Source organism: Planococcus wigleyi (genome assembly GCF_014836985.1).
Classification (GTDB): Bacteria; Bacillota; Bacilli; order Bacillales_A; family Planococcaceae; genus Planococcus; species Planococcus notacanthi.
In genome coordinates, this window is record NZ_JACSPU010000003.1 from 507,594 (window position 1) to 528,455 (window position 20,862).

Genomic DNA, 20,862 nt, shown 5'->3' on the forward strand with positions numbered 1-20,862 from the left:
CTTTGATGAAAAAAAGAATTGGTTTATTATATGGAGGCAAATCGGCAGAGCATGAAGTTTCTCTGTCCACAGCCTTGGCAGTTACAAAAGCACTTGATTTTGATGCGTACGAAGTTTACCCAATCTACATTACGCATGACGGCGAATGGAGAAAAGGGGAACGCCTTGAAAAAATGGCGGAAACGATTGAACAGCTTCAATTGGCTGGCGATCTTTCCAAGCCGAATGACATTTCGAGCTTCCTTCCATTGCAAAGCGATAAAGCATTGGATGTCATTATTCCTTTATTGCATGGACCGAACGGGGAGGACGGCACTGTTCAAGGATTGCTGGAAGTGATGAATCTTCCTTACGTCGGAAACGGTGTCCTGGCTTCTTCGGCTGGTATGGACAAAGTAGTGATGAAGCAATTGTTCGAGCAGGCAGGTTTGAACCAGACTCCTTATGTGTACTTTATTAGAAGAGACTGGGAAACGAATCAGGATTTTTGGGTAGAGAAAGTAGAAGCGGAACTGGCTTGGCCGGTTTTCGTCAAACCTGCGAATTTGGGGTCGAGTGTCGGAATCAGCAAAGCGGATAACCGGGAAGAATTGGTTGCTGCAGTCAAAGAAGCGCTTAAGTATGACCGTAAAATCGTGGTGGAACAGGGCGTGGTTGCCCGTGAAATCGAAGTTGGCGTACTTGGAAACGACGAGCCTGAATGCTCAGTAGCCGGCGAAATCAAACCATTGAAAGCTTTCTATGATTACCAGGCAAAATACAAAGATGGCAATACGGCGATGGTCATACCAGCTGAATTGGACGAAACGGTCTATGCGAAGCTGGAAGAAGATGCTAAAAAAGCCTTTAAGATCTTAGATTGTTCAGGACTTGTCCGTGCGGACTTTTTTGTGACAGAGGCCAATGAAATCCTGATCAATGAAGTCAATACATTGCCAGGCTTCACGCCTTACAGCATGTTCCCGTTGCTATGGGAGAATACGGGGCTTCCGTATCCACAATTAATCGAACGCCTCGTTTCTTTGGCGATTGAACGGCACGAAGAAAAACAATTACTTCAAGTTAAAATAGATTGAGTGGAGAAGCCAAATGAAAAAAAAGATTGAGCAAGTAGCCAAATGGCTGGATATCAAAACGAATTTAAAAGGTCTGGACGTTACAGGGGTTTCGATCAACACAAGAACACTTAAACCGGGTGATCTGTTCATTCCTTTCCGTGGCGAACAAGTGAATGGGCATAAATACGTCCGTTCAGCCATCGAACTGGGGGCGTCTGCTTCCCTGTGGCAACGTGATGAACCAGGAGCACCGGATGATCTGCCTTTGCTTTTTGTCGATGATTGCGAAGTTGCGTTGCAGGAAATGGCCCGCGCATACCGCGACGAGCTGTCGGCGATCGTAATCGGAATCACCGGTTCAAACGGCAAGACATCGACAAAAGATTTGGTGGCAAGCGTTTTGAAACCTTATTTCAAAGTGCAAAAAACACAAGGCAACTTCAATAACGAGTTGGGTTTGCCGCTTACCATCCTGTCATTGGACGAAGACACGAAAGTCGCCGTTCTGGAAATGGGGATGAGCGGCAAAGGGCAAATAGAATTCTTATCTGAATTAGCTCGACCTGATTATGCAATCATCACCAACATCGGTGAGGCGCATTTGCAGGACTTGGGATCGCGTGAAGGCATTGCAGAAGCAAAATTCGAAATCACTGCAGGGCTTCAACAGCATGGAAAGCTTTTCTATGACGGCGATGAGCCTTTGCTGAAGCCGTTTATGGAAGACTTCCCCCAAGGCGTTTCGTTCGGATTCGATGACAATAACGAGTTGACGGTGACGGACATCAAAGCTACCGAAAATGGCAGCAGCTTTATGGTGAGCGGAATTATAGATGCAGCTTTCACAATTCCGGTTTTAGGTGAGCACCAGGTGAAAAACACCTTAGCAGCCATTTTGATCGCTCTGGAAGCTGGATTGTCAGAAGAACAAATTCGTAAATCCTTGAAGGATGCGGTATTGACGGATATGCGTATGCAGATGATCCAAGCGGACAATGGCGCCATTTTTATAAATGATGCTTATAACGCTGCACCTTCATCAATGAAAGCAGCTTTGAATTTCATTCGCGAAACGACGATGAAAGATAAAAAATGGATTGTCCTTGGCGATATGCTTGAACTTGGAGATGACGAGCAAAGCTATCACGAAGGGCTCAGTAAATACATTTCCGATAACTTAAAAGGTGTCTGTTTGTATGGCCCACGTATGAAGTGGCTTTACGATGAGTTGAAGCCTGTCTATGGAGGCAAATTGATCTGGAGCGAAAATGATTACGCACCGATTGTCGACTTTTTGAAAAAATACATCAATAATGATGCGGTCATTTTAGTGAAAGGCTCGCGTGGCATGGCTTTGGAGAATGTCATTGAACCGTTTACTGCTCAATAATGTCTGCAGCAATGCCGTTGATGGCGAATAAAAAAGCGCAGCCTGCTCCATTAGCTATGGGCAAGCAGCGAAAAGAGGGAAATGATTTGAAGACCGGCGTTCTTTGTATCCACGGTTTTACAGGAGGTCCGTTTGAAGTTGAACCATTTGCTGATTTTTTGGTTGATCAAACCGATTGGATCGTAGAAATACCGACGCTTCCAGGGCATGGTGAAAAGCTGGCATTAAAGAGCATTTCAGCTGAAAGCTGGATGATGGAAGCGGAACTTGCGTTAAAAAGATTGAAGAAAGTCGCGGATCGTATTATTGTTGTCGGATTCTCGATGGGCGGGTTGATCGCTATGTATTTGGCGATGCGCTACAAGGTGGACCGGCTGGTCCTGCTGAGTGCCGCTGCCAAATATATTAGTCCGGCGCAAATTTTTGTAGAAGTGCAGGATGCTATGAGAGATGTGCTAGCCGGAAAAATTGCGGAAAATGCATCTTTTCATCTTTACGAATACAAGCTGATGAATACGCCCATCAGTTCAGCTGTCGAATTTCTGCGTGTAGTAAAGATGGTCCAGCCCTATTACGATAAGATCAAAGTTCCGGTTTGTATTGTCCAAGGCGGCAAGGATAGTGTTGTCCCGGCTTCAGCAGCGGATTTCATCTACGATCATATCGGGTCGGCTGAAAAACACATGATCCACTCGGAAACGGGGAAGCATCTGATCTGCTACAGCGATGATTGCGACGATTGGTTTAGAGAAGTTTTGGAGTTTATGAATAAAGGCGCAGATTAAACTGATTATTAGAACCTTTGTGTATTGATTGCAAATAGAGGGGATACGTGTTATTCTTTTGAAAGCAATGGATACATTTTTGAAACACTCTTCCCTGTGAAGAGTATTTTTTTGAGCAAAACGGTTTGTTCTATAGATAGGGCATCAAACACCCGCCGATCAGACCGCTCGGCAAAGCCCGAGCTTTTCCTGTTCACACATCCCCTCTGACTTAAAACTACAGAGTATGATTTTCGACGTGAAACTTCCTCATAAAGGCTCGACCTTGTCACTAATTCATCTAAAATGTACACCATTTGTAAATAAGATGAAGACAAAAGGAGATTGAAAAAATTTGGTTAAATTTTCAGAGTTAAATATCAGCGAAACAACTTTAAAGTCCGTAAAACGTATGGGGTTTGAAGAAGCAACACCGATTCAAGAGGGCACAATCCGTCTTGGAATGGAAGGCAAGGACATCATTGGACAAGCACAAACCGGTACTGGTAAAACAACCGCTTTCGGGATTCCTTTGATTGAAAAAATCGACACTAAAGACGGTAATGTTCAAGGATTGATCATCGCACCAACACGCGAATTGGCAATCCAGGTTTCTGAAGAACTTTACAGATTGGGCCAAGATAAAAACGTGCGTATTCTTTCAGTATACGGCGGCCAAGAAATCAGCCGACAAATCCGTGCACTTAAAAACCGCCCGCAAATTATCGTTGGTACTCCAGGACGTCTATTAGACCATATCAACCGCCGTACTCTTAAATTGGATAATGTAAACACATTGATCCTTGACGAAGCAGACGAAATGTTGAACATGGGCTTTATCGAAGACATTCAAACAATCATGGCAAGTGTTCCTGATACTCGCCAAACATTGTTGTTCTCAGCGACTATGCCGGATGCAATCCGCCGTATTGCAGAGAAATTCATGAAAACTCCTGAAATCGTTAAAATCAAATCAAAAGAAATGACTGTTGAAAACATTGAGCAATTCTATGTTAAATCAGTAGAACGCGAAAAATTCGACATTCTTTCACGTCTTTTGAATGTTCAACAGCCTGAACTGGCAATCATTTTCGGACGTACAAAACGCCGTGTTGACGAATTAGCTAAAGCTTTGAACATCCGTGGATACCTTGCAGAAGGAATTCATGGCGACTTGAGCCAAGCAAAACGTATGTCAGTTTTGAAACAGTTCAAAGCAGGCAAAATCGACATCCTAGTTGCAACAGACGTAGCAGCTCGTGGACTGGATATCTCAGGCGTATCACACGTATACAACTTTGATATTCCACAAGATCCTGAAAGCTATGTTCACCGTATCGGCCGTACTGGCCGTGCAGGTAAAAAAGGAGTCGCAGTCACGTTTGTAACACCTCGTGAAATGGGCTACTTGGGCATCGTTGAACGTACAACTAAGAAAAAAATGGAAGCTTTAGTTCCTCCAACTGCTGATGAGGCTGTACTTGGCCAAAAACGCGTTGCTATGGAGCAATTGCAAGAAATGACAGAGAAAAACAATCTAGGCGATTACCGTGAATTTGCGGCTAAAATGCTGGAAAACTTTGACGCTGTTGACTTAGTTGCTGCTGCAATTAAAACAATGACTAAAGAACCGGAAGATGTTCCAGTCTCTATTTCCGAAGAACGTCCTTTGCCATCACGCGGAGGCGGCGGATATAAAGGTAAAGGCGGAAGCGGACGCAGTGGCGGAGGCGGCGGCTATAAAGGCAACCGTTCTTCATCAGCACGCCCATCTTCAAGCCGTGGAGCAAGCTCAGGCGCAAGCCGTCGCCGTGAAGGCGGAAGCGGTGGCGGACGTCCAGGACGTACAACTCGCCGCAGCGAATCTTAATACCGATTATTTCAAGGGTGTATGCAGAACAGGAAACTGTTTGGGCATGCGCCCTTTTTTGCTGTCCAAATTTCATGTACAATTGGATGAAACGTTCCATTGGGTAAACTGTATAATGAATAGGGAAACGTGATTGGAGAGAAGAAAATGGATAACCAACCAAAAAATCAAATTTCACGAAAAGGACTGACGGTATGGCGTGTCTATGGAAGCATGGAAACGGCGGTCCTCGCATTGCTTGCGGTTGGAGCAGGTGTTTTAACATATTTTTTTGAATGGCCACAATGGCTTTATGCCCTTTATGGAGGGGTGATTCTGTTATTCGGTTTTCTGTTTATTTACCTGTTTCCGAAAATCCGGTGGCAACGCTGGCGTTACGAAGTGCGGGAACAAGAAATCGAATTGCAGCATGGATTGTTTGTGGTTACCCGGACACTCGTGCCGATGGTGCGTGTCCAGCACGTGGATACGGAACAAGGTCCGATTTTGCGGAAATACGATTTAGCGGAGATTTCGATATCCACAGCGGCGACCACACATACCATCCCAGCTTTGATTACTGCCGAAGCCGATGAACTGAGAGCCAGAATTTCCGTATTAGCAAGGGTGGCGGAAGATGATGTATGAAGAACGTTATAAACTGCACCCCATTTCTGCATTCATCAATTTCGTTAAAGGCTTAAAAGAATTGATTCTCCCGTTCATCATTATTTTCGGTGTCAATATATTCAGGGACGGCGGCGTCAGTTCAATGTTCAACCAAGGTTGGCAAGGCCTGATTCCAATCATAATAGGCAGTGTCGTTCTGGTATTCCTGTTGGTCGGCGGAATCATCAAGTGGAAACGTTTTGTCTATTGGTTTGAAGATGGGGAATTGCGTATTGAATATGGCTTGTTTGTAAAGAAAAAAAGATATATTCCGTTTGATCGGATCCAAAGCTTGAACTACACGGAAGGCATATTCCACCGTCCTCTTGGCTTAGTGAAAGTGAAAGTGGAAACAGCAGGCTCCGGAAAAGTAGGTCAGGCGGAAGCGGAACTGACAGCAATTTCGAGAGAAGATGCGGATCGCATTGAAAACGAAATGGAAAAAGCTAAACGCCAGCTTCCTGAAGAAACGGCCGCAGAAATGGGGCCGCATGAACAAGTCGAGCCACTTCCGAAAAAAGAAGCAAAAGTGCTTTACCGGATGTCGATGAAAGAACTGCTGATTCTGGCAACAACGTCCGGCGGCATCGGTGTGGTAATTTCAGCAGTGGCAATCTTCTTATCGCAGTTTTCCGAATTGATTCCTTATGATGCCATTTACGAAGAAGTGATGCTGTTTCTGCGTTTTGGAGCATTGATTGTAGCGTTGACGATCTTTTTTGTCCTGTTGGTGGCATGGGTTATTTCGGTCATTATGACTATTTTTGCGAATTACCAATTTACCATTCAGCGGGATGAAGACCATATCTATATCACTAGGGGATTGCTGGAAAAGAAAAAGGTTTCTGTCCCTCTCAAGCGCGTTCAAGGCATTAAAGTGAGCCAAAATCCACTGCGTGAACTTTTCGGATATGCGACAGTAATGGTGGAGAGTGCAGGAGGGTCTATTGGCGATAAAGATGAAAAAATCCGCCTGTTTCCTTTGGTGAAAACAGAACGGATGATTCCAATATTGGCAGAGCTGTTTCCGGAGCTGGAATGGACACCCGAGCTGGTCAAGGCACCAAAACGAAGCGTCCACTTTTTCTATCGCCTCGACTTGCTTTGGTTCTCGCCGGTATTCGCAGCTTTAGGGTATTTTTTCTATCCGTATGGCCTCTTGGCGTTGATTATCGTGCCAATTGTTGTGGTTATCGGAATTTGGCAGCATCGGACGGTGGGCTATGCGCTGGCAGATAAACAATTGACGATGCAATTCAGAGGGATCAGCAAGCATCGATTCTTTATGCTGAAGAAACGCGTGCAGGTTGTGCAGGTGACGCAAAGTTATTTCCAGCGCCGCAAAGAGCTGGCTTCTATAAATTCAACGATCAAATCCGGGATGATGGGAGCGACTGCATCAACTCCCCATATGGAAAAAGCCGATGCCAGCCGCATTCTTGCCTGGTTTGAACCTTCCGGCAACAAAGAGTTGAAGCATTGAATCAACCCGAATTCTTGACATAAAAAAGCAGCCGGAATCATGATTCCGGCTGTCTTTATTTTTTTGCGCGCCAACTGACGATCCGTTTCGGATGGAAATAACTGAGGCCGATTAAAAATCCGGTGATCATTCCAGCGATATGGGCCGTGACGTTGACGTTCGGTGTCAAGAAAGTCATGACTATACTAATGACGATAATTGGGAGTATAATTTGTTTGAGCTGAGGCAATGCGCGTCCGCCGTAGTACACCAATGCGCCAAATGCGCCAAACACTCCAAAAATCGCTCCGCTTGCTCCTACATGGGCATAATCGAGCGGCTGCAAAAAGTAAGTGGCCGCTGATGCGAAGAATCCAGCTACCAGGTAAATCGTGATAAAGCGGACTTTGCCGGTCAAACGTTCCAATTCAGGTCCGAACAGGAACAATGAAAACATATTAAACAGCAGGTGCATCAATCCACCATGCAGAAACATCGGTGTAAAGAATCGCCACCATTGGCCTTCTGCAATGTAAAAATTCGAGCCAACTCCATAAAAATAAAGCAGTTCGCCAAAGACAGGTAACCACGTCAATACATAAACCAGTAAATTAAGGGCGATTAAAGTGGAAACGACCGGATACATACGCAAGTATTGCTTAAAGCTTTCTGTTCGAATAAACATTTTGTCACCTCTATTTCATATTTCTAATTATACCTGTTACCTGTTTGCGATTGAAAGGAGAAACATTTATGATTACAGGAATCGGTTTGGATATCGTGGAACTTTCACGAATCCATCGGTTGGATGCCCGGTCGCCTAAGTTTCGTGAACGTGTACTGACTGAATCTGAGCTGGCCGAATACGGGCAGTTGACAGCAGCCAGAAAAGTGGAATTTTTGGCAGGGCGCTTTGCGGCAAAAGAGGCATTCTCCAAAGCCAATGGAACTGGAATTGGCGGTGCCTGTTCTTTTCAGGATATTGAAATCAGAAAAGACGCCAAAGGTAAGCCTTCCATCTATTTTCGGAATACAGAAACCGGTATGGTTTCCATCACTCATTCAAAGGACTTTGCAGCAGCGCAGGTTCTATTGCAGACAAATTATTAAGGCGGTGTAACGATGACGGAAAATTATCGGCCGACAAAAGCGGTCATTGATTTAGGTGCAATCAAAAAGAATTTATCAGCTTTTCAGCAAAGAAGCGGAGGTGCGGAAGTAATCGCAGTGGTCAAAGCGGACGCATACGGACATGGGGTTCTGGCAGTAGCGAAGACAGCGATTGAAAATGGTGTCCGCTTGTTGGCAGTGGCGACTCCGGACGAGGCTCTTTACCTGCGGGAACAAGGGGTCAGCACAGACTTGCTGATCCTCGGGGCGACTCCTCCGAATTTCATTCAAGTCGCGCAGCGGCATAACATTATCGTAACCGCTGTTTCCCTCGACTGGCTGGCAATGGCGTCCGTGAATGTGGCGCCGGAACTGGATACGCTGAAGATCCATTTGAAAGTGGACACCGGAATGCGGCGTATCGGTGTTCAATTGGACGAAGTAGACGAGGCGCTTGAATTTATCGCCGATCATGAATTTGGTTTTGAAGGCGTCTTTACTCATTTTGCCACGGCCGATGAAGCGGACTCTGGGTTGTTTCTGGAGCAAGTGCGTGCAATGAACAGCGTCATTGATAAATTGGCTGATCCTTCTATCATGGTCCACGTTTCCAATAGTGCTGCCGCCATCATGCACCCGGAGATGTCATTTGACGCGGTGCGTGTAGGGATTTCGTTGTATGGCATTGCACCGTCTCCTTATGTAGGCAAAGAAATGCCTTTTGAATTGCATCCGGCTCTAAGTCTGGAAACAGAAATTATTCACGTGAAAAAAGTGAAAGCAGGACAGGCGCTGAGCTATGGAGCTACCTATCAGGCTGAACAGGATGAATGGATTGCAACTTTGCCGATCGGCTATGCGGACGGAATGCTGCGCGGCTTGCAAGGGCAGGAGGTTTTGGTGAAAGGTCAGCGTGTTCCGGTTGTGGGCCGGATTTGCATGGATCAGTGCATGATCCGCATTTCTGAAAAACTGCCGATCGGAGAAAAAGTTCAATTGATCGGCAGTCAGGCAGGACAACGGATTTTTATTGACGAATGGGCACGGAAGCTTGATACCATCCCTTACGAAATCCCTTGTATTTTAACGAAACGGGTGCCTCGAGTATACTCGGACAGCACAGAAGTTTCCGATTTACCTTTTCAGGAACCCGATACAATGTTAAGATGAGAAAGATAAAGGCAGAAGAACGGGATTTTCGGAGGTGTCGGCTGTGTATCAGAAGTCAAAGACAAAAGAAGTGGTTGTTAAATTGCCAAAGCAATTTATCTCAGAGTTGACGACTCATTCAGATGAACGTGTTGAAGAAAGTGGAGATTATATCTACGTTTCCACACATCGAGTGACTAAAAATCTGTACGACTCATATCATATTCGGGAAGCGATGATCAAGGGCTACGTAGAGATGTCACAGATCAATCTATCGATTGCTTGTGAATGTTCTCACGCTGAGTACGAAGCGGAGCACACGACAGTGCGACTCGTAAGCGGAGGGTGACAACTTGATTGTAAAACGCGGGGATGTCTTTTTTGCAGAATTATCACCAGTTGTCGGGTCTGAGCAAGGTGGGACCCGCCCTGTCCTGGTGATTCAAAACGATATAGGTAATCGTTTCAGTCCTACTGTCATCATAGCTGCAATTACAGCACAGATTCAAAAAGCCAAATTGCCGACTCATGTAGAAATCAACGCCAAGAAATATGGCTTTGAACGTGATTCAGTTATTCTGCTTGAACAATTGCGGACTATTGATAAGTCGCGGCTGACCGATAAAATTACCCAGCTTGATGATACATTGATGGAAAAAGTGGACGAGGCGCTGGAAATCAGTGTAGGCCTTGTTAAATTCTAATCATACATACTCCTACAAAGACACCTTGAGAGCTTTTTCTCAGGGTGTTTTTTCTTGAAAATGGCTGTGCCGACAAAAAAGATGTGAAAAAAATGAATTTCCGATACAATAAAGAGTAGCAGATAAAATTTGAGATACATAGTGTCACAGGGAGGGTTTTTGATCCATATGAATAAACAGATGGCTCAATATATACAAGGCAACTTAACAGAGATTATTTCAAACTGGCAGGAAAAAATGAAAAACGAGAAAGATGAACGCGCTTTTCAAGTGATGCCTGTTGAATTGATGAATCAGACTAGCCATGAATTTGCGGAGCTGATGATATCCAATTTATTAGAAAGCCATCAGGCTTATGAAAGCCGAGTCAATGATTTTGCGGAAAAGGTAGTTCGCCTTGGCTGGTCCATCACCTTTGTTACAAAAGCGATCAATCATTTTGCGGAAATCGTCTATGAAGGAATGGTCCGGGAAGAAATCATTAACGAAGGGAATATCAAACCGTTTGTAGATGAATTCAGCAACTGGATTTCACCGATTCGGGACAGCACCATTCAGGCTTATTCCAAAACGTGGGAACGTACGGTCAGCCTTCAAAAGATTGCTTTGCAGGAGTTATCAGCCTCGCTGATTCCGGTTTTTGAAAAAGTTTCCGTAATGCCGCTCGTAGGGACGATTGATACGGAACGCGCAAAATTGATTATGGAAAACTTGTTGGAAGGTGTCGTCAAGCACCGTGCAGAAGTTGTATTGCTTGATATCACCGGTGTTCCGGTTGTAGATACAATGGTCGCCCATCACATTATCCAGGCAGCGGATGCTGTCCGTCTGGTTGGAGCGAAGTGTATGCTTGTCGGAATTCGTCCTGAGATTGCTCAGACGATTGTCACGCTCGGCATTAACTTGAATGATTTTACGACAACAAGTACGTTGCAGCGAGGCGTAGAACAGGCATTGGCTTGGACAAACCGAAAGATTGTGGAGGTTGAGGACTGATGAATTTTAGAATTCCAATTTTAAAGTTACGAGATACATTAATTGTTTCAATCCAATGGGAGCTTGATGATCAGACGGCTCTTCAATTTCAAGAGGATCTACTGACTAAATTGCACGAAACAAGTGCGCGAGGTGTAGTCATCGATTTAACATCCATCGATTTTATCGACTCATTTATTGCGAAAGTTCTTGGAGACGTCATCAGCATGTCAAGCTTGATGGGGGCCCGAGTAGTCATTACCGGTATCCAGCCAGCAGTCGCTATCACTTTGATCGAGTTGGGAATTCGACTAGAAGACGTTATGACAGCACTAGATTTAGAAAATGGCTTGGATAAACTTCAATTGGAATTGGAGGCTTAAACATGAGCGACCAGTCCTCGGTGGAAATTTTGACAGAATGGGATATTGTGGCTGCAAGACAACTCGGACGCAATGTGGCGAAAGAGCTTGGATTTGGCACAGTTGATCAGGCCCGTATTACAACGGCTATCAGCGAGCTTGCCCGCAATATATATTTATATGCCGGAAAAGGCAGGATTGAAATACAACAGTTAACAGAAAATGGCATCAAAGGAATCTTAATCATAGCTGCAGACAGCGGCCCGGGAATTCCTGATATCCGCAAAGTGATGGAAGATGGATTTACAACTTCCGGCGGGTTAGGAGCAGGATTGCCTGGTGTCAAACGCTTAATGGATGACTTTAAGATTGAAACAATATTAGGCGAGGGTACAGATATAAGAGCTACTAAGTGGCTTCGTTAGGGGGAAAACCCAATGGCTCAAGAAATTGAGAATCAATACAAAGAGATTTTAAATGAATATATGAAAAAACAGACAGAACAAAATCTGTATGTCGGCCAAAATTTTAGCCGGCAGCTGATTTTGGAAAATATTGCACCTGAAGAAGTCATCAGCATGCACAAAGCGGCAATTCAAGAGTTATACAGTGAATTGCCGGAAGTGGTGTGGCATTCATTTGATTTTCTGATTGAAATGATGATTAATTATGGGTTAGCGTTGCAAGAACGCCAAAGCTTACTCAAGCAGCAAGAAGAATTGAAAGTGGAAATGGATCTTGCTGCCAACGTTCAGGAAACCTTGCTGAAGACCAAATTGCCGTTGCTGGAAGGCTTGGATATCGGCCTTCTCTCTATTCCTGCGCGGAAAATGAATGGCGATTACATTTATTTTGTCAGTGACCATGATGGGTATGCTGGGGTGGCGGTTGCAGATGTAATCGGCAAAGGCCTTCCGGCTGCTCTTTGCATGTCTATGATCAAGTTTGGCATGGACAGCCTGAACAGTTCGCATGCACTTCCTAAAGATGTTTTGAGCGTCATCAACCGAATTGTGGAAAAAAGTGTCGATGACTCGATGTTCGTCTCCATGTTCTATAGCAATTACGATGCCAAGCAAGCGCGGTTGACCTATGGATCGGCAGGCCATGAACCAGCTATCCTCTACCGTGCTAAAGACAACGAATTCAGCGAGCTATTCGCCAAAGGCTTGCTGCTTGGAGTATCTCCTGCAGCAGTCTATGAAGAACATACCGTCGATTTGGAAAAAGGCGACTTGGTCATCATGATGACCGATGGGGTCACAGAGGGCCGTAATGAAGACGGCTTTATTGAGCGAGAAGTGATTTTTGAATTGATTGAACGGAAAAAAGATGAACCTGCGCAAAGCATTGTACAATACGTTTACGATGAGCTTGAGCGCATGCAAAATGCGCAATTCCAGGATGATTTCACATTGGTGATCTACAAAAAAGTATAAGGAATGTTTAGCAATGCGCTGATTGTGGTATTAATGCTTAGAACAGCTTTTTTTTAGCGGGGTTGAATTAAAAAAAACGGGGTGTCGAATTACAATGAATATTCAAGTTGACCTAACTGAATCAGACAATATTCTCGAGGGCTTTATCCGCGGTGAAATTGATGCGCACACTGCACCAGTCCTACGGGAAAAATTAGAAACTTATCAGAATCATCAAGGATTGAAAGCAGAGTTGGATCTTTCCAACGTTAATTATATGGACAGTACAGGATTAGGCGTTTTCGTAGCATTTTATAAATCAGTCAATTCGAATGGCGGACACGTAAAGTTAAAAGGACTTTCAGCCCGCTTGAAACGGCTTTTCGATATTACCGGTTTAGGCGATATTATGGATATCGAATCAGTCGGGAAGGGTGGTAACTAATATGCGTCCTTTCGATTATGTAGAAATGCGCGTTCCTGCCAAATCCCAATACGTTGGGGTTGCAAGACTTACCATTTCGGGGCTGGCCAGCCGCATTGGCTTTTCATTTGACGATATAGAAGATTTGAAGATTGCTTCAAGCGAAGCGGTGACCAATGCAGTTCAACACGCTTACGCAGAAGGCGAAGAAGGCGAAGTTGTCATCGGTTGCGCTTTATACGAAGACAAAATCGAGATTATGGTGGCGGATCATGGCCAAAGTTTCGACTTTGAAGAAACAAAGGCAAAAGTAGGTCCTTATCACGACCAAGAAGAAGGTGCTTTTCTTCGTGAAGGAGGTCTCGGCTTGTATTTGATTGAAACATTAATGGATGAAGTCAAAGTTCATCATCAAGAAGGCGTAACAATCTTCATGACAAAGCATGTTGAAGGAGAGCAGGTGGAGAAGGATGTCGAAACAGTCTCATCCTAATCAGCCTACTAAAGAGCAGGTGCTTGAGTGGATTGAAGCTTATCAAAAGACAGAAGATGAAGAAGCCCAGACAAATTTAGTGTTGAATTATAAACGTCTTGTTGAATCCATTGCGCGTAAGTATTCTAACGGTAAATCTTACCATGAAGATATCGCGCAAGTAGGCATGTTGGGACTTTTAGGAGCTATCAGACGCTACGACCCTTCATACGGACGTAGCTTTGAAGCTTTTGCTGTGCCTACAATTATTGGCGAAATCAAACGCTTTTTGCGCGATAAGACATGGGCAATCCATGTGCCGCGGCGCATAAAAGAGTTGGGGCCCCGTATTAAAGCGACGGTTGAAGTGTTGACTACAGAACTTCAGCGTTCACCGCAAGTATGGGAAATTGCCGAATACTTGGATGTCGATGAAGACGATGTATTAGAAGCGATGGAAATGGGCAAAAGCTATCAGGCACTTTCAATGGACCACTCTTTGGAGGCGGATTCAGATGGCAGTACCGTCACATTGTTTGACGTTGTAGGCCAGGAAGACGATGGTTACGAGAAAGCGGATCAGCGCATGCTTGTAGCTGAAGCGATGAATGTGCTTTCAGAACGGGAAAAGCAAATCATCCAATTCACTTACATAGAGCAGCTGAGCCAGAAAGAAGCTGGGGATAAACTCGGTATTTCTCAAATGCATGTATCCCGTTTGCAAAGAAAAGCCATCAAAAAATTGCAGGAAGCTATTTTAGCGGCTGGTGGGGTTTCGTAGTGGAGAAAATTCAGCATAGTTTTGTAGATGCTTTTATTTTCAACGAAGCAAAAAAAGGGAATCATGAATCCGGCGACAGTTACCATACGGTGTTGACGGATGATTACTTTATTTGCTCCGTAGCCGATGGACTAGGGAGTGGACCTGTGGCGCGTGAATCGTCTCAGGTCATTCCGCAAATTTTGCGTGAATACCACCACGAAACAATCGATCAATTGATGTATCGATTCAACGGATTGATGCTCCAAAAACGTGGAGCTGCCGTAGCCATCTTTAAAGTCGATTTTAATAAAAAGACCCTTGAATACAGCTGTGTCGGCAATATCCGCTTTTATCTGTATCGCAAAGCGACGGATGAAATTATTTACCCATTGCCGGTTATGGGGTATTTATCAGGGCGCCCTCAAAAATTGCGCACTCAGCTATACACGTATGTGGAAGATGATTTGTTCTTGATTCATTCCGATGGAGTGGATTTAAGAAATCCAAAAGCCATGATGCGAAAAGCTGCAGTTCCTGAACAACTGTATCGAGATATATTGGCGTCTATCCAAACAGGTGACGACGCGACCTTTATAACAGGAAGTCTTCTCAAATGAGAAGGCTTTTTTTGTGGATTAAAAACCGTATAAGTTTACTTAAAATTCTGACAAAATTAAAAGGTATTTATTCTATAATTTGAAAGCGCTTTCTCATACAATTCAATTAGTACAAAAGCAGAACGGAAAGGGGAAGTGGGAACGAGTAGTTGAAAGGTAGAGTAATCGGAGCAAAAAAGAACAAACGAGGGGGTTGGCAAAATGGCGAAGATTAAAAAGGGATTAAGTTACGAAACGATACTGGTTATGCTTTTTTTCGTGGCATGGGGCTTTCTGTATTTGGATAGACAAGCAATTTCCATGCTCATGCCTTTTATTATTGAAGATATTGCATTAACGAATACGAAAATCGGCCAAATCAATATGTGGCAGACCATTGGCTTTGCGCTGGCAGCTCCGACGTTTGCAATTCTCTCAGATCGCCTCGGACATAAAAAGACCATCTTGTTTTGGGCGATGATCGTCACCTCCGTATTGGCGCTTCTGACCATGTTTGCGGAAACGTACACGTATATGCTGATTGTCCGGACCTTACTGGGAGCCAGTGAAGGGGTTATTCTTCCGATTTCGCTTTCACTTTTGGCCTCTGTCTCGCGTCCGACAACGCTGGGCCGCAACATGGGCTTAGTTTATGCGGGGGCTGCGGTAATTGGAGTGGCGATTGGGCCATTGGTGGTGACGCAATTGGGCGACTTATTCGGTTGGCGTTATGCGTTTTTATTCGTCAGTATTCCAAGTTTCATTGCAGCTTTGCTGATGCTTCGTTTTGTGAAACTGCCTGAAACTGTGGTGAAAACGGAAGCTGTTACTGCATTCAATGTCAGCACTATCTATAACAGTGTGAAAAACCGCAATATCCTGATTTGTATTTTGATCAGTATTTTCTGTATGGGTGCGATGTGGACATTTAATGCATTCTTGCCGCTGTATCTGACACAAGTGAGCCTATTGTCAAACACTCAAATGGGTTTGGTGTTCTCGCTGTTTGGTCTATTGACTATCATCTGGCAGATATTCATTCCTTACTCTTCTGATAAAATCGGCCGTAAACCAGCAATGACAGGGTACTTGGCTATGGCCATGGTAACACCTCTTGTTTTGTTCGTTTTCCCGCAATCCGCGGTAAGCTTGGTTGTTTTGGTGTTGCTGGGTGGAATTATCTTGGCGATGAATACACTTTACCAAAGCATCATTCCGGTAGAAAGTGTGCCTGTAGCGGTAATGGCTACAGCGAATGCATTGATTATGGGGATTGGCGAATTGGTGGGTGCCTTCTCGATTGGATTATCCGGCATATTGGCAGATTCCTTTGGATTGACCGCTGTTATGGTTGTCATTCCGATTTCCTACTTGATCGCTTTCCTTATTTCCTTCGGATTAATTGAAACATTAAAAGGAAAAGCAACCCGCAACAAACCGGCGCTGGTCGAAGTTCCGACAGAGACCTAAGAGAAAGGCGCTTTGCTTCCACTAAGAGAAAGCATTCTTTATAAAAGTACAATCCCATAATTAAGTTCAGCGTTTCTTTAAAATAGATCCAGTGAATAATGGAGGCCCTCAAAAAAGAGGGCTTTTTTCGTGTTTATATTACGGGTTGTTAATAGTAGCGGCAGCCCCCCTCTGACTGCTTGCGCTTTTCAGAATGTGTTAAAATGAAAGGGAACTGAAGGGAAGTGTCCAGATGGAAATGCAACAAATCCACACATTAATCGCAAAAGAAACGGGCGTACGAAACAACCAGGTTGCCCAGGTCATCGCATTGATTGAAGATGGCAATACTGTGCCGTTTATCGCGCGGTATCGGAAAGAGGCTACCGGATCTTTGGATGAAGTCCAAATCAAAGCAATTGACGACCGGTATACATACATTCAGAACTTAGAGCAACGAAAAATAGATGTCATCCGTTCCATAGCGGAACAGGAAAAGCTGACAGATGAACTGGAAAAGGCGATTCACAATGCCACAGTCCTGCAGCGCGTTGAAGATTTATACCGGCCATACAAGCAAAAACGGCGGACCAAAGCGACCATCGCGAAGGAAAAAGGCTTGCAGCCATTAGCGGACTGGCTGATGGAACCTGGCAATGAAAAACTGACTGACAAAGCGCAGGGATTTGTTGAAGAGGAAGCCGGCGTAGCTTCAGCGGAAGAAGCGATTCAAGGGGCGCAGGATATTTTGGCGGAATTATTTGCAGATGATCCTGACATTCGGGAAAAAATCCGCTATATGACGCGAAAAGACGGAACCATTGCCACTGTCGCCAAGAAAAATCACGAGGATGAAAAACAAGTCTTTCAAATGTATTACGAATACGAAGAAGCTATCCAGAAAATCGTTCCGCACCGGATTTTAGCAATCAACCGCGGAGAAAAAGAGGATGTCTTGAAAGTATCCATTAATTCGCCTGCGGATCGCATCATCACATTGATGAAAAATAAATGGATGAAGCAGGCACGTCTGACCGGTGAAGTGGTCGCTGCGGCAATTGAAGACAGTTACAAGCGGCTAATCCAACCATCCGTTGAACGGGAAATCCGGACGGAGCTGAGCGAAAAAGGGGAAACGCAAGCCATCCATATTTTTTCAGAAAACTTGCGGAACCTTTTGCTGCAGCCTCCGATGAAAAACAAGATGGTATTAGGGGTCGATCCGGCTTACCGCACCGGTTGCAAATTGGCAGTTATCGATGAAACAGGAAAGCTGTTGGAAGTGGCAGTCATTTATCCGCATCCGCCGAAATCCGATCAAGTGGGTGCAAAGAAAATCATGGAGCGGTTAACGTCCAAATACCCGATTGAAATCATGGCGATCGGCAATGGCACCGCATCTCGGGAGACCGAGCAATTTGTAGCAGACTTTCTGTCGGAAACCTCGGCCGATATCTCATATGTGATCGTCAACGAAGCAGGGGCCAGCGTCTATTCGGCATCCGATATTGCCCGTGTTGAGTTTCCAGATTTAAAAGTTGAAGAGCGAAGTGCGGCATCGATTGCACGCCGTCTGCAAGATCCGTTGTCTGAATTGGTGAAGATCGATCCAAAAGCGGTCGGTGTCGGACAGTATCAGCACGACGTTTCCCAGAAGAAATTAGCGGATCAATTGACATTTGTGGTAGAGACTGCTGTTAACCAAGTCGGCGTCAACGTCAATTCGGCCTCTTCTTCTTTACTGCAATATGTGGCGGGCTTAAGTAAAACCGTGGCGGAAAACGTCATCAAGGTCCGTGATGAGAATGGCCGATTCACTTCGCGCGTTCAGCTTAAAAAGATTCCGCGCTTAGGAGCGAAAACCTATGAACAGGCAATCGGATTCCTGCGGATCCCTGAAGGAAAGAATCCGCTCGATGCGACAGGCATTCATCCGGAGAGTTATGAAATTGCGGAAAAGCTGTTGAAGTTGGTTGGAGAAGATAAGAAATCGGTTGGAAAAGCAGGCATCTCTGAAAAATTGGAAGCGCTCGAACTGACCGAGCTTAGCGAACGATGGGGAGTAGGGGAAGTTACGTTGAAAGATATTCTGGATGCGTTGAAGAAACCGTTCCGTGATCCGCGCGATGAATTCCCGCAACCACTATTGAAGAATGATATTCTGAAAATGGAAGATCTGCTGCCAGGGATGGAAGTGCAGGGAACAGTCCGCAACGTTGTGGACTTTGGTGCATTTGTTGATATCGGGGTGAAGCAGGATGGCCTCGTGCACATCTCGAAATTGAAAAAGGGCTTTGTGAAGCATCCGTTAGAAGTAGTGGCAGTGGGAGACATTGTCACAGCCTGGGTGGAGAAAGTGGAGAAAGACAAAGGGCGGATTGCTCTGACAATGCTTCAGCCAAAAGAGCAGATCCTTTAACCTTAAGCATAGGGGAGTTAACATGACGAACGAAGAATTAACTGGGCTGATCAAGGAAATTTCACTGGTGAGTTTTGGGAAACCCTTTCGGCATGAAGGTGTTTTCAATTCCAGGCTGCGGACAACAGGAGGCCGATATCTGTTGCGTTCGCATAATATCGAAATCAATCCAAGCTCTTATGAGAAGTTCGGCTATGCCGAACTTGAAGGCATTATTAAACACGAACTGTGCCATTATCATCTTCATATAGAAGGAAGAGGCTATAAGCATCGCGACAGGGACTTTCGGGAATTGTTGAAGGAAACCGGTTCACCGCGCTTTTGTTCCACTTTGGAAAACAAAACGAGGCGGCGTCCTGCCATGGCGTATAATTACGAATGCGTTACGTGCAAAACGAAGTATCAGCGCAAGATCCGGATGAATACGGATCGTTACAGATGTGGACGTTGCTCAGGAAAACTGACGATGAAATGATAAACTAATAGAGTGGGGAGGCTGGCCAATCGTTGGCAGCCTCCCTTTTGCTATTGTTATTTCATGCACAATATGTAGCCGTGAAAAACAAATAATAAATTAAAGTGAAAAAGGTATTGACGATTCCTTCAGACCTCTTTATAATAGAAAAAGTCGACAAGTAATAAAACATTATTCCGAAGTAGCTCAGTGGTAGAGCACCGCACTGTTAATGCGATGGTCGTAGGTTCGAGTCCTACCTTCGGAGCCATTTATGGCCCCTTGGTCAAGCGGTTAAGACACCGCCCTTTCACGGCGGTAACACGGGTTCGAATCCCGTAGGGGTCACCATCTTATAAAAAACAATTAATCTGAAAAGTTATAGTTCGATAACTTCTGTGTTACACTAACACTCAAGCCAATCGAGTAGAATGAAACGAGTTATTGCTTTCGTTGCTTTTACAGAATGGTTATAAGGAAATTACAACTTTATTATTATTGTCGCGGGGTAGAGCAGTTCGGTAGCTCGTCGGGCTCATAACCCGGAGGTCGCAGGTTCAAATCCTGCCCCCGCAACCAAATGGTCCCGTGGTGTAGCGGTTAACATGCCTGCCTGTCACGCAGGAGATCGCCGGTTCGATCCCGGTCGGGACCGCCATTTTTATTGGGGTATAGCCAAGCGGTAAGGCAACGGGTTTTGATCCCGTCATGCCCTGGTTCGAATCCAGGTACCCCAGCCATTATTATTAAAACGTAGCGACGATGAATTAGAAATTCTTATTGACATCGAAACGATGATGAAGTATAATAGAATTTGTCCCTAAAAATAATTCAATGCGGTCGTGGCGGAATGGCAGACGCGCTAGGTTGAGGGCCTAGTGGGAGAAATCCCGTGGAAGTTCGACTCTTCTCGGCCGCACCATACATCTCTAATGCGCCCGTAGCTCAATTGGATAGAGTACTTGACTACGAATCAAGCGGTTAGAGGTTCGAGTCCTCTCGGGCGCACCATATTTTTTCTTCCATATAATATATGCGGGTGTAGTTTAGTGGTAAAACCTCAGCCTTCCAAGCTGATGATGAGGGTTCGATTCCCTTCACCCGCTCCAAAATTTTATTCCTGAACCTTGAAAACTGAACAGCAAAACGTCAACAAAAGACGTCACGAGCGCCTTGGCGCGAGAACGGCTTTTGCGATGGTCGCCTTCGGGCGATCGGAGCATAGCCTTTGAACTTCTTGGGTTCGTGACTTAAACTACTGATCAGCTCACGCAGATCAAAGCGAACCGTGCGTCTTCGGACGGCGGTACGCCAGCAAGTATTTGAGCAATCAACTACTCTATAATGGAGAGTTTGATCCTGGCTCAGGACGAAC

The 20,862-nt window shown here is 44.9% G+C and carries 22 protein-coding genes and 8 tRNA genes; 29 read left to right on the forward strand and 1 reads right to left on the reverse strand.

What is annotated here, in order from left to right:
- Nucleotides 1-5: 5 nt before the first annotated feature.
- The 6 genes from H9630_RS11225 (at nucleotide 6) to H9630_RS11250 (ending at nucleotide 7,213) form a co-directional block, all read left to right on the forward strand.
- Nucleotides 6-1,076: a D-alanine--D-alanine ligase gene (locus H9630_RS11225; RefSeq protein WP_191715570.1), complete on the forward strand. Its 1,071-nt coding sequence runs from the start codon at nucleotides 6-8 to the stop codon at nucleotides 1,074-1,076.
- Nucleotides 1,077-1,089: 13 nt separating this feature from the next.
- Entirely contained in the window at nucleotides 1,090-2,448 is a 1,359-nt protein-coding gene (locus H9630_RS11230; RefSeq protein ID WP_191715571.1) for a UDP-N-acetylmuramoyl-tripeptide--D-alanyl-D-alanine ligase, read from the forward strand.
- 86 nt (nucleotides 2,449-2,534) lie between these two features.
- On the forward strand, nucleotides 2,535-3,233 hold the full coding sequence (locus tag H9630_RS11235; RefSeq protein WP_191715609.1) for an alpha/beta hydrolase: 699 nt from the start codon (nucleotides 2,535-2,537) through the stop codon (nucleotides 3,231-3,233).
- A 334-nt stretch (nucleotides 3,234-3,567) separates the two neighbouring features.
- Nucleotides 3,568-5,082 carry a DEAD/DEAH box helicase gene (locus tag H9630_RS11240; RefSeq protein WP_191715572.1) on the forward strand — a complete coding sequence of 505 codons (1,515 nt, stop codon included), beginning with the start codon at nucleotides 3,568-3,570 and terminating at the stop codon, nucleotides 5,080-5,082.
- A gap of 147 nt (nucleotides 5,083-5,229) precedes the next feature.
- Nucleotides 5,230-5,709, forward strand: coding sequence for a PH domain-containing protein (locus H9630_RS11245; RefSeq protein ID WP_191715573.1), 480 nt, complete (start codon nucleotides 5,230-5,232; stop codon nucleotides 5,707-5,709).
- Nucleotides 5,702-7,213, forward strand: coding sequence for a PH domain-containing protein (locus H9630_RS11250; protein ID WP_191715610.1), 1,512 nt, complete (start codon nucleotides 5,702-5,704; stop codon nucleotides 7,211-7,213). The genes H9630_RS11245 and H9630_RS11250 overlap by 8 nt, the downstream gene beginning before the upstream one ends.
- A gap of 55 nt (nucleotides 7,214-7,268) precedes the next feature.
- Here the strand turns inward: H9630_RS11250 and H9630_RS11255 are convergent, their stop codons facing one another.
- The gene (locus tag H9630_RS11255; RefSeq protein ID WP_191715574.1) at nucleotides 7,269-7,877 is read right to left on the reverse strand and encodes a rhomboid family intramembrane serine protease; all 609 of its coding nucleotides are present in this window, start codon (nucleotides 7,875-7,877) and stop codon (nucleotides 7,269-7,271) included.
- 68 nt (nucleotides 7,878-7,945) lie between these two features.
- Between H9630_RS11255 and acpS the strand changes: the two genes are divergently transcribed.
- The 23 genes from acpS (at nucleotide 7,946) to H9630_RS11370 (ending at nucleotide 20,596) form a co-directional block, all read left to right on the forward strand.
- Nucleotides 7,946-8,302: a holo-ACP synthase gene (gene acpS, locus H9630_RS11260; protein WP_191715575.1), complete on the forward strand. Its 357-nt coding sequence runs from the start codon at nucleotides 7,946-7,948 to the stop codon at nucleotides 8,300-8,302.
- Between the two features lie 12 nt (nucleotides 8,303-8,314).
- Complete coding sequence (alr, locus tag H9630_RS11265; RefSeq protein ID WP_191715576.1) at nucleotides 8,315-9,472, forward strand: alanine racemase; 1,158 nt, start codon at nucleotides 8,315-8,317, stop codon at nucleotides 9,470-9,472.
- A gap of 43 nt (nucleotides 9,473-9,515) precedes the next feature.
- Nucleotides 9,516-9,800: a transcriptional regulator gene (locus tag H9630_RS11270; protein WP_191715577.1), complete on the forward strand. Its 285-nt coding sequence runs from the start codon at nucleotides 9,516-9,518 to the stop codon at nucleotides 9,798-9,800.
- Between the two features lie 4 nt (nucleotides 9,801-9,804).
- Nucleotides 9,805-10,155, forward strand: a complete 351-nt coding sequence (locus tag H9630_RS11275) for a type II toxin-antitoxin system PemK/MazF family toxin (protein ID WP_008432415.1) — start codon at nucleotides 9,805-9,807, stop codon at nucleotides 10,153-10,155.
- A 168-nt stretch (nucleotides 10,156-10,323) separates the two neighbouring features.
- A complete protein-coding gene (locus H9630_RS11280; RefSeq protein WP_191715578.1) occupies nucleotides 10,324-11,151 on the forward strand; it encodes an RsbT co-antagonist protein RsbRA in 828 nt (275 codons plus the stop codon).
- Entirely contained in the window at nucleotides 11,151-11,513 is a 363-nt protein-coding gene (locus tag H9630_RS11285) for an STAS domain-containing protein (RefSeq protein ID WP_008432419.1), read from the forward strand. Before H9630_RS11280 ends, H9630_RS11285 begins: the two co-directional genes overlap by 1 nt.
- A 2-nt stretch (nucleotides 11,514-11,515) precedes the next feature.
- Nucleotides 11,516-11,917 (forward strand): anti-sigma regulatory factor, encoded by a 402-nt coding sequence (locus tag H9630_RS11290; RefSeq protein ID WP_006830184.1) that lies wholly within the window; start codon nucleotides 11,516-11,518, stop codon nucleotides 11,915-11,917.
- Nucleotides 11,918-11,929: 12 nt separating this feature from the next.
- The gene (locus H9630_RS11295) at nucleotides 11,930-12,931 is read left to right on the forward strand and encodes a PP2C family protein-serine/threonine phosphatase (RefSeq protein ID WP_191715579.1); all 1,002 of its coding nucleotides are present in this window, start codon (nucleotides 11,930-11,932) and stop codon (nucleotides 12,929-12,931) included.
- A 94-nt stretch (nucleotides 12,932-13,025) separates the two neighbouring features.
- Nucleotides 13,026-13,355 (forward strand): anti-sigma factor antagonist, encoded by a 330-nt coding sequence (locus H9630_RS11300; protein WP_191715580.1) that lies wholly within the window; start codon nucleotides 13,026-13,028, stop codon nucleotides 13,353-13,355.
- A gap of 1 nt (nucleotide 13,356) precedes the next feature.
- Nucleotides 13,357-13,827, forward strand: coding sequence for an anti-sigma B factor RsbW (gene rsbW / locus H9630_RS11305; RefSeq protein ID WP_191715581.1), 471 nt, complete (start codon nucleotides 13,357-13,359; stop codon nucleotides 13,825-13,827).
- Entirely contained in the window at nucleotides 13,805-14,587 is a 783-nt protein-coding gene (gene sigB / locus H9630_RS11310; protein WP_191715582.1) for an RNA polymerase sigma factor SigB, read from the forward strand. Before rsbW ends, sigB begins: the two co-directional genes overlap by 23 nt.
- Nucleotides 14,587-15,186 (forward strand): PP2C family serine/threonine-protein phosphatase, encoded by a 600-nt coding sequence (locus H9630_RS11315; protein ID WP_191715583.1) that lies wholly within the window; start codon nucleotides 14,587-14,589, stop codon nucleotides 15,184-15,186. Before sigB ends, H9630_RS11315 begins: the two co-directional genes overlap by 1 nt.
- A 201-nt stretch (nucleotides 15,187-15,387) precedes the next feature.
- Nucleotides 15,388-16,635: an MFS transporter gene (locus tag H9630_RS11320; RefSeq protein ID WP_191715584.1), complete on the forward strand. Its 1,248-nt coding sequence runs from the start codon at nucleotides 15,388-15,390 to the stop codon at nucleotides 16,633-16,635.
- 232 nt (nucleotides 16,636-16,867) lie between these two features.
- A complete protein-coding gene (locus tag H9630_RS11325; protein ID WP_290215187.1) occupies nucleotides 16,868-19,033 on the forward strand; it encodes a Tex family protein in 2,166 nt (721 codons plus the stop codon).
- Between the two features lie 22 nt (nucleotides 19,034-19,055).
- Entirely contained in the window at nucleotides 19,056-19,508 is a 453-nt protein-coding gene (locus H9630_RS11330; RefSeq protein WP_191715585.1) for a SprT family protein, read from the forward strand.
- A 175-nt stretch (nucleotides 19,509-19,683) separates the two neighbouring features.
- Nucleotides 19,684-19,758: transfer RNA gene (locus H9630_RS11335), tRNA-Asn, on the forward strand.
- Between the two features lie 5 nt (nucleotides 19,759-19,763).
- A tRNA-Glu gene (locus H9630_RS11340) sits at nucleotides 19,764-19,838 on the forward strand.
- Between the two features lie 151 nt (nucleotides 19,839-19,989).
- Nucleotides 19,990-20,066, forward strand: a tRNA-Met gene (locus tag H9630_RS11345).
- Nucleotides 20,067-20,069: 3 nt separating this feature from the next.
- Nucleotides 20,070-20,145 (forward strand) — tRNA-Asp (locus H9630_RS11350).
- Between the two features lie 7 nt (nucleotides 20,146-20,152).
- Nucleotides 20,153-20,227 (forward strand) — tRNA-Gln (locus tag H9630_RS11355).
- Nucleotides 20,228-20,323: 96 nt separating this feature from the next.
- Nucleotides 20,324-20,409: transfer RNA gene (locus H9630_RS11360), tRNA-Leu, on the forward strand.
- A gap of 12 nt (nucleotides 20,410-20,421) precedes the next feature.
- A tRNA-Arg gene (locus tag H9630_RS11365) sits at nucleotides 20,422-20,498 on the forward strand.
- A 24-nt stretch (nucleotides 20,499-20,522) separates the two neighbouring features.
- Nucleotides 20,523-20,596 (forward strand) — tRNA-Gly (locus tag H9630_RS11370).
- The last annotated feature ends 266 nt before the right edge of the window (nucleotides 20,597-20,862 follow it).

Bases quoted from the DNA above. Each gene is read 5' to 3' on its own strand.
- H9630_RS11255 (WP_191715574.1), bottom strand. From the start codon at position 7,877: ATGTTTATTCGAACAGAAAGCTTTAAGCAATACTTGCGTATGTATCCG.
- H9630_RS11225 (WP_191715570.1), top strand. From the start codon at position 6: ATGAAAAAAAGAATTGGTTTATTATATGGAGGCAAATCGGCAGAGCAT.
- H9630_RS11300 (WP_191715580.1), top strand. From the start codon at position 13,026: ATGAATATTCAAGTTGACCTAACTGAATCAGACAATATTCTCGAGGGC.
- H9630_RS11245 (WP_191715573.1), top strand. From the start codon at position 5,230: ATGGATAACCAACCAAAAAATCAAATTTCACGAAAAGGACTGACGGTA.
- H9630_RS11325 (WP_290215187.1), top strand. From the start codon at position 16,868: ATGGAAATGCAACAAATCCACACATTAATCGCAAAAGAAACGGGCGTA.
- H9630_RS11280 (WP_191715578.1), top strand. From the start codon at position 10,324: ATGAATAAACAGATGGCTCAATATATACAAGGCAACTTAACAGAGATT.
- alr (WP_191715576.1), top strand. From the start codon at position 8,315: ATGACGGAAAATTATCGGCCGACAAAAGCGGTCATTGATTTAGGTGCA.
- H9630_RS11290 (WP_006830184.1), top strand. From the start codon at position 11,516: ATGAGCGACCAGTCCTCGGTGGAAATTTTGACAGAATGGGATATTGTG.
- H9630_RS11250 (WP_191715610.1), top strand. From the start codon at position 5,702: ATGTATGAAGAACGTTATAAACTGCACCCCATTTCTGCATTCATCAAT.
- H9630_RS11285 (WP_008432419.1), top strand. From the start codon at position 11,151: ATGAATTTTAGAATTCCAATTTTAAAGTTACGAGATACATTAATTGTT.
- H9630_RS11320 (WP_191715584.1), top strand. From the start codon at position 15,388: ATGGCGAAGATTAAAAAGGGATTAAGTTACGAAACGATACTGGTTATG.
- H9630_RS11295 (WP_191715579.1), top strand. From the start codon at position 11,930: ATGGCTCAAGAAATTGAGAATCAATACAAAGAGATTTTAAATGAATAT.
- H9630_RS11230 (WP_191715571.1), top strand. From the start codon at position 1,090: ATGAAAAAAAAGATTGAGCAAGTAGCCAAATGGCTGGATATCAAAACG.
- acpS (WP_191715575.1), top strand. From the start codon at position 7,946: ATGATTACAGGAATCGGTTTGGATATCGTGGAACTTTCACGAATCCAT.
- H9630_RS11330 (WP_191715585.1), top strand. From the start codon at position 19,056: ATGACGAACGAAGAATTAACTGGGCTGATCAAGGAAATTTCACTGGTG.
- rsbW (WP_191715581.1), top strand. From the start codon at position 13,357: ATGCGTCCTTTCGATTATGTAGAAATGCGCGTTCCTGCCAAATCCCAA.
- sigB (WP_191715582.1), top strand. From the start codon at position 13,805: ATGTCGAAACAGTCTCATCCTAATCAGCCTACTAAAGAGCAGGTGCTT.